Source organism: Gemmatimonas sp., assembly GCF_041689975.1.
Lineage (GTDB): Bacteria > Gemmatimonadota > Gemmatimonadetes > Gemmatimonadales > Gemmatimonadaceae > Gemmatimonas.
The window spans coordinates 1-6,540 of the sequence record NZ_JBDNFF010000214.1; the positions used below are offsets into that span (position 1 = coordinate 1).

The following is a 6,540-nucleotide window of genomic DNA, read 5'->3' on the forward strand; positions in this document are numbered from 1 at the left end:
ATGAGCGACGAGAGCAGCAGGCAGGTCGGGTTCGCCCGCGACGACGTCGAGCGCGGCCGCCCCGATCGTGCCGCCGTCAAGCGCGTCGAGCAACGCTTGGGTATCGACGAGGGTTCCGCGCGCGGTGTTGATGACAAGCGCTCCCGAGCGCATCCCGGCGAACTCCTTTGCGCCGACCTTCGGCGTGCCGTCCGGCGAGGCGGGCATATGCAGCGACAGCACCTCGCACTCCGACAGCAAGGTCTCCAGCGAGACACGTTGCGCGGGTCCGCCCTCGGGCGCGACCGGATCCCACGCCAAGACCCGTGCGCCCATTCCCGCGAACTTCTCGGCGGTCCGGCGTCCGATCCGGCCGTAGCCCCAGACACCCATCGTCAGCGAGCTCACCCGTCGCAGCTGAAGCGCAGCCGCATCCCATACTCCGGATCGGATCGCAGCATCCAGCCAGACGACGCCGCGTGCCCACGCCAGGGCGAGCGCGAGCGCGTGGTCGGAAACCTCTTCGATGCAGTAGTCCGGGACATAGGTAACGACGAGGCCTCGAGTACGAGCCGCCGCGAGATCGATGTTGTCGGTTCCAACTCCGAATCGGGCCACACACTTCAAACTGGTTCCGGCTGCGAGCAACTCAGCGCTCACCGGCGCCCAGCAGGTCATGACAGCGTCGCACCCATCGATCAGCGCGACCGCGTCCTGCGCCGAATCCGCAACTGACACGATCTCCAGGCCCGCTCCTCCGAGGATTTCCTCCTCGATGGAAAGGTCCGGCCACGCGTAGTCGGTGATGAGGACCTTGCCGTTCATGGCTGCTGCGCGATGTACTCGCGAAGTTCAGTGGCGACCCGGACCGCACCGCTGCCGAGAATGGGCTCATCACCCGTCACCAAGAGCAATGTCTCCTCGTCCCGGATGCATTGGAGGGCGGCCTCCTCGCTGTAGACGCCTGACCCGAGTGCCTTGCCGGTGGCCGCGCACGCGGCGCGGATCTGGTCGACCGCGGTGATGTAAGCGGGGGCATCCCACTGACGGAACACCCCGAGATCCATCGATAGGTCCATCGGCCCGACGGTGACCCCGTCGATGCCGTCGACACCGAGAATCGCCTCGGCGTTCTCCGCGCCCAGTCGCGACTCGATGATGATGAGGATGATCAGCGAGTCCTCAACGTCCGCCAGGTACTCGTCCGATGACAGCCCGAAGTCTGCAGCGCGGCGGGGGTTCCAACCGCGCTTGCCGCCCGGTGGGTAGCGGCACGCGTCCACCAGGCGCTGCGCATCCTCCTGGGTCTCGATGAAGGGGCACAGGATGGCGGTCGCGCCGATGTCCAACCACATGCGGATGGCATCGTGGTCAAGGATCTGTGGTCGCACGAAGGGGACGATGTCCCAGCCGAGCGCGGCCTGGAGCATGTGCTTGACCGTGACCGGGGTGTGCGCCGAGTGCTCGGTGTCGATGACGGCCCAGTCGTAGCCGGCCCGGCCGAACAACTCGATGATCGAGGGGTCGTTGAGTCCAAGCTGCGTCCCGAGCACGGGCTCACCAGCCTCGATTCGCGTCTTGAGCCGGCGTGACTTATCCAGTGCTCTCATCATTGAGCGTCTCCTATCGAGGTGAGGGTTGAAGTGGAACTGAAGTTTGTCAACAGTTTGCACGAAAGTCAATGATGGGTCTAGGATCGGCACCGCCATGCTCGGGTTGAGTGTGCCGACGAGAGGACGATATGGACGAGCAGCGATCATTGAAGGTACTCTTCCTGCCGCAGCAGGGTGTCGACCCGACCTGGCAGCGGGAAGTGGTCGCGGCGGTTGATCCGCGACACGACCTTCGAATCTATGATCCCGGTGCCCCGCTCGAGCCGCAGTTTGCCGACGTCGAGGCTGTCGTCGACACCGGCGGCTCGGTGGGTACCAGGGCCATGCTCGACGCGGCCCCAAACGTGAGGTTTTGGCAGATTCTCGGCACCGGTATCGACAAGTTCGACATGGCGTATTGGCGTGATCGGGGCATCATGGTGTCCAACTGCCCCGGGCCGATGAGCGCCATTGCGCTCGCCGAGCACGCCCTCCTGCTCACGCTGATGGTGATACGCAGGGTGCCGGAGTCGCAGGCGAATCTCGCGCGTGGGGTGCTCTACCAGCCGCTCACGCCCGAGCTGCCGGGCAAGACCCTCTGCCTCGTCGGGTTCGGCGCGAGTGCCCGGGAGTTCTCGATCAGGGCCAAGGCGATGGGCATGAAGATCATCGCGACGGACTTGTTTCCGGTCGATGCGCCCACGATGGCCAAGTGGGGCGCCGATCGTGTGGTTCCCGCGGACGAACTCGACTCACTGCTGCCCGAAGCCGACGTCGTCTCCATGCACCTGCACCTGAACGCGGATACCAGGCACACGCTCGACGCACGTCGGATCGCCCTGATGAAGGAGGGCGCGATTGTCGTCAATGTGGCCCGAGGCGCCTTGGTCGACGAGGACGCCCTCATCGCCGCGGTGGCAAGCGGTCATCTAGGCGGCGGCGGTATCGACGTCTTCTCGCAGGAGCCGCCCGCCCGCGACTCCGCCATCCTCAACACGCCCGGTATCATCACCACCCCGCACACCGCCGGAGTCACCGAGGGCACTGCCCGTCGCCGAGCGGCGGGTGCGGCCCACAACATCGAGTTGATTGCGGCCGACCGTGAGCCGATCGATCGAGTGGACCTCCCGTGATCGCGCTCGCGGCCGGTGTCACGACCCCGAAACACTCCGGGACGTAATCCAATCTTCACTTTAATTTTGCCAAACCTGTTGACAGACCAGATTGTTAACAGTTAACTTAAGGCTTCTCGGGCGAAACGCCACGAGACCCAACCGGAAGGTAAATCGATGAAGAGAATAATCGTGGGGATCGCGGCGGCTGGACTGGTGCTCAGTGCAGGCGTCGTAGCTAACCCCAGCTCTGCCGCACCACCTCGGGCCGCACCCGCTGCCGCACCCGCTACCACACCCGCTGCCACAGGGGCAAAGTGTAAACTCAACACGCCACTCGCGACCGCCTACTGCGCATCGGTCGTCATGGCGACCGTCACGAAACCAACCAACCTGGATCCGTCCAAGCCTCGTGCTGTCACCGACTACCAGATCATGTACCCGCAGCAGGGCCTGCTCTGGCGCTTGGACCAGAATCTGATCCCACGCATGGACCTCCTTAAGGACGAGAAAGTGTCAAAGGACGGTTTGACGATCACCAGCACCCTCAAGTCGGGCCTGAAGTACTCTGATGGCACGCCCGTCGAGGCGCGCGACGTTGTCACGTCGTTCAATCGGTGGAAGGCCTCGGGCCAGTCCAGTTCCTTCATCGCCAAGGTCGTCGGTGCCACGGCCACCAACGCGACGACCGTCGTGTGGAACTTGACCGGAGCCCTTCCCGACTGGCCGTACCTCGCTGCAGCGCAGTTCCTTTACATCAACCCGACCGACCGGCTGATGGCCGACCCGGTCGCCTACTTCAAGGCACCGGTCAGCGCTGGTCCGATGATGCTGGAGCAGTGGACTCCTGGCGCCGACACGATGACCCTGACGGCGAACCCGAACTATTGGGCCAAGTCCAAGGTCGGCAAGATCACCATCCAGGCGATCCCCGACGGCGCGAGCCGGCTGCTTAACCTAAAGCAGGGCGCCGTTGACTACGTCTTCGACCTTGCCTACACGGGCGTTGGCGAAGTCGAGAAAAATAAGGTGCGCGTCTACGGTCACCCGCTGCCCGGTACCTACCAGTTGACGACCAACATGGCTAAGAAGGGTCCGTTGCAGGACGTCTTTGCACGTCAGGCGATCTCGGCAGCCATTGATCGTGACAAAGTGGCGAAGATAGGCTTCTTCGGCACCGTCGCGCCGGCCTGTGCGAACACGTTCCGCGTGGGTAACCCGTACTTCCTCTGCGCGCTTCCAAGCAAGGGTAAGCAGAATCTGGAGCTGGCCAGGCAGTTGCTCGCGAAATCTGGTACGCCCAACGGCTTCGCGTTCGACCTCACGGTGTGGGCCAGAGCTGCGTGGCCTGAGGCCGCGCTGATCATTGCTCAGGATCTCGCGAAGATCGGCATCACGGCGAACATCACCGTGAAGCAGGATACCGTGGCGATCCAGGATCTTCAGGCGGGCAACTACGAGATGCAGTTCTCGGGCAACAACGCTCCCACGCCAATCCTGCAGATGCTCAACTGGTACTCACCGGGTGGAGCATGGACCAACTGGTCAAAAGTCAACGACCCGGGGCTGGTGGCAACGCTCAACGCTGCGGCTTCCGCAAGGACGCCCGGTCAGATTCGGGCATTGCTGCTCAAGGCCAACCAGCAGGCATACGGCAACTCGGTACACATTCCGATCGCCGACCGGGCCGTGATCAGTGCGTCACGCCTTCCGAAGGGCATCATGGAGACGACGACCCCCGGTGAGTGGCTAGTCGTGGCCACCACGCCGTCGCTCTCGACGCAGAAGGCGCCGCCCGGAATCGGCTAGTACGTCGGGCAAGGAGGCTGCGGCTGGACAGGGGTACCTGTCCAGCCGCAGCCATGCACCACCACTCTCATCATCAGCGCACACCCGTCCATCGAAGAGGAGATCAAGACGTGTCTGTTTCCAGCCACGAAAGCAGCACGGCCGCTCCGGGGCAGTCCGAAGTCGCCGCTGTGGATGCCGCCGAGGAGAGCGGACGGCGGCTGTCGTTCCGCAAGCAGGCCTTTCGCAGGACGCTGCGCGCGATAGTTGTCGCGTTTTGGGTCATGGTCGTGGCGTTCGGCTTGATCCGACTGGCACCGGGTGATCCCGTTGTCGCAGCTCTCGGCGCTGACGCAACACCTGAGGCCATCGCGGTACTGCGCGCGGACTTAGGTCTGAACGTGGACGTCTTCACCCAGTTCTTTCAGTACACTACGGCGCTGATTCGCGGCGACCTAGGCCAGTCGATGTTTTCGGGCGTCAGCGTCACGACGATGCTCTCGACAAACCTGCCGGTCACCCTATGGCTGATCGCGCTGACCATCCTCCTTACAGTCCTCTTGGCCATTCCGCTCGCGATGTTTGTCGCGCTCGTGCGGTGGAAGTGGCTACCGTACGCGTTTCGGTCTATCACAGCGGTCGGTCTGGCCCTCCCCAGTTTCCTTGTTGCTCTTATCTTCCTGCTGTACTTCGGGATCCGACTGGGCGTCGCACCCATCAGTGGCTACGATGCTCAGTTCCCGCAGAACCTGGGCTACCTGTGGCTTCCCGCCTTGGTCAACTGCGTCATCCTGGTCCCCATCCTGTCCCGAGTGCTCTATAGCTCGCTGTCGGACACACTGGAGGAGGAGTTCGTTGAGACGGGGATTATCCGTGGAGTGAATTCCTTTCGGTTCCTGTGGCTGTACGTCCTCCGACCCTCGCTTGCTCCGACCATTGTCCTACTGAGTTACATGATGGGCGTGATGATCGGCTCAACCGTCATCCTCGAGATCATCTTCTCGCTGCCCGGTATCGGCCGCGAGCTTGTGTCAGCGGTGAGCATGCGCGACTACCCGGTCGTGCAGAGCATCGTCCTCGTGTTCGGCGTCCTCGTCGTCATCCTCAGTCTGCTCGGTGACCTGCTCGCCACGCTTTTGGATCCGCGGGTGAAAATGTCATGAGCGTCGTCGAAGCAGGAGCAGCAGACTGGTTCAACGTCAAGGGAGAGGAGTCCCTTCCCAAGACCAAGAAGCGCCTCAAAGAAGGAACGATCGGACTCATTATCGGCTTGGTGATGCTCATCGCGATGCTGATCGCGGGCTTCATCTTGCCGCTGGTGAGTCCCTACGGCAGCGACGAACTGGTCGCGTTGCCGTTCCTGCCGCCATCGCCCGAGTACTTATTCGGGACCGATCAGCTCGGCCGCGATTTCTTCACCCGCGTGTTCGCGGCCGTCTACCTTGACCTCGGGGTCGCCTTCCTGGGAGTAGCGATTCCGCTGACCATCGGGACGATTATCGGCATCGGTCTAGGAGTCTCTTCCAACCGGGCATTGAATGGTTTTGTCGGATCGCTGATCGACGGCATCAACGCGTTTCCGCTGCTCGTTCTTGCGATTGCGCTCATCGCGATCCTCGGACCCGGACTCGGAACGGTCATCGTCGCCTTGGCGCTGACCAACTGGGCCCGGTACGCACGCATCTCCAGGACCAAGGCCGTGGTCGTGAAGCAGCAGGCCTACATCGAGGCGGCCCAGACCCTCGGCTATTCGAAGCCACGCATTCTTTTCAAGCACCTCGTCCCGAACGTGTCCTCGGAGTCCATCGCGTATGCGCTCAGCGACATCATCCTGGTGATCATGCTCGTCGCCGGCCTGTCCTTCCTCGGCCTTGGAGCGCCGCCGCCGACGCCGGAGTGGGGAGCCATGATCAACGAGGGACGGTCGTCGATCGAGATCGCTCCATGGCTCGTGCTGTTTCCGGGTGCTGCCCTGTGTTGGGCAGGCGTCTCGTTCTCATTCATCAGCCAAGGTCTTATCGGTCGCGAGAAGGACATCAAGTCATGAGCATCCAGACTCAGCCCAATAC

The 6,540-nt window shown here is 62.9% G+C and carries 6 protein-coding genes; 4 read left to right on the forward strand and 2 right to left on the reverse strand.

Going from position 1 to position 6,540, the window contains the following annotated elements; all coding sequences use genetic code 11:
• A partial coding sequence (locus tag ACESNG_RS13520) for an NAD(P)-dependent oxidoreductase (RefSeq protein ID WP_373069367.1) occupies positions 1–804 on the reverse strand: 804 nt, incomplete at its 3' end.
• Positions 801–1,592 (reverse strand): HpcH/HpaI aldolase/citrate lyase family protein, encoded by a 792-nt coding sequence (locus tag ACESNG_RS13525; RefSeq protein ID WP_373069369.1) that lies wholly within the window; start codon positions 1,590–1,592, stop codon positions 801–803. The genes ACESNG_RS13525 and ACESNG_RS13520, both read right to left, overlap by 4 nt.
• A 128-nt stretch (positions 1,593–1,720) precedes the next feature.
• On the opposite strand from ACESNG_RS13525, the gene ACESNG_RS13530 reads away from it, so the two are divergent.
• The 4 genes from ACESNG_RS13530 (at position 1,721) to ACESNG_RS13545 (ending at position 6,518) form a co-directional block, all read left to right on the forward strand.
• Entirely contained in the window at positions 1,721–2,704 is a 984-nt protein-coding gene (locus ACESNG_RS13530; RefSeq protein ID WP_373069371.1) for an NAD(P)-dependent oxidoreductase, read from the forward strand.
• Between the two features lie 345 nt (positions 2,705–3,049).
• Positions 3,050–4,492, forward strand: coding sequence for an ABC transporter substrate-binding protein (locus ACESNG_RS13535; RefSeq protein WP_373069373.1), 1,443 nt, complete (start codon positions 3,050–3,052; stop codon positions 4,490–4,492).
• A 53-nt stretch (positions 4,493–4,545) separates the two neighbouring features.
• Positions 4,546–5,634 (forward strand): ABC transporter permease, encoded by a 1,089-nt coding sequence (locus ACESNG_RS13540; RefSeq protein ID WP_373069375.1) that lies wholly within the window; start codon positions 4,546–4,548, stop codon positions 5,632–5,634.
• Positions 5,631–6,518: an ABC transporter permease gene (locus ACESNG_RS13545; protein WP_373069377.1), complete on the forward strand. Its 888-nt coding sequence runs from the start codon at positions 5,631–5,633 to the stop codon at positions 6,516–6,518. The genes ACESNG_RS13540 and ACESNG_RS13545 overlap by 4 nt, the downstream gene beginning before the upstream one ends.
• Positions 6,519–6,540: the final 22 nt, after the last annotated feature.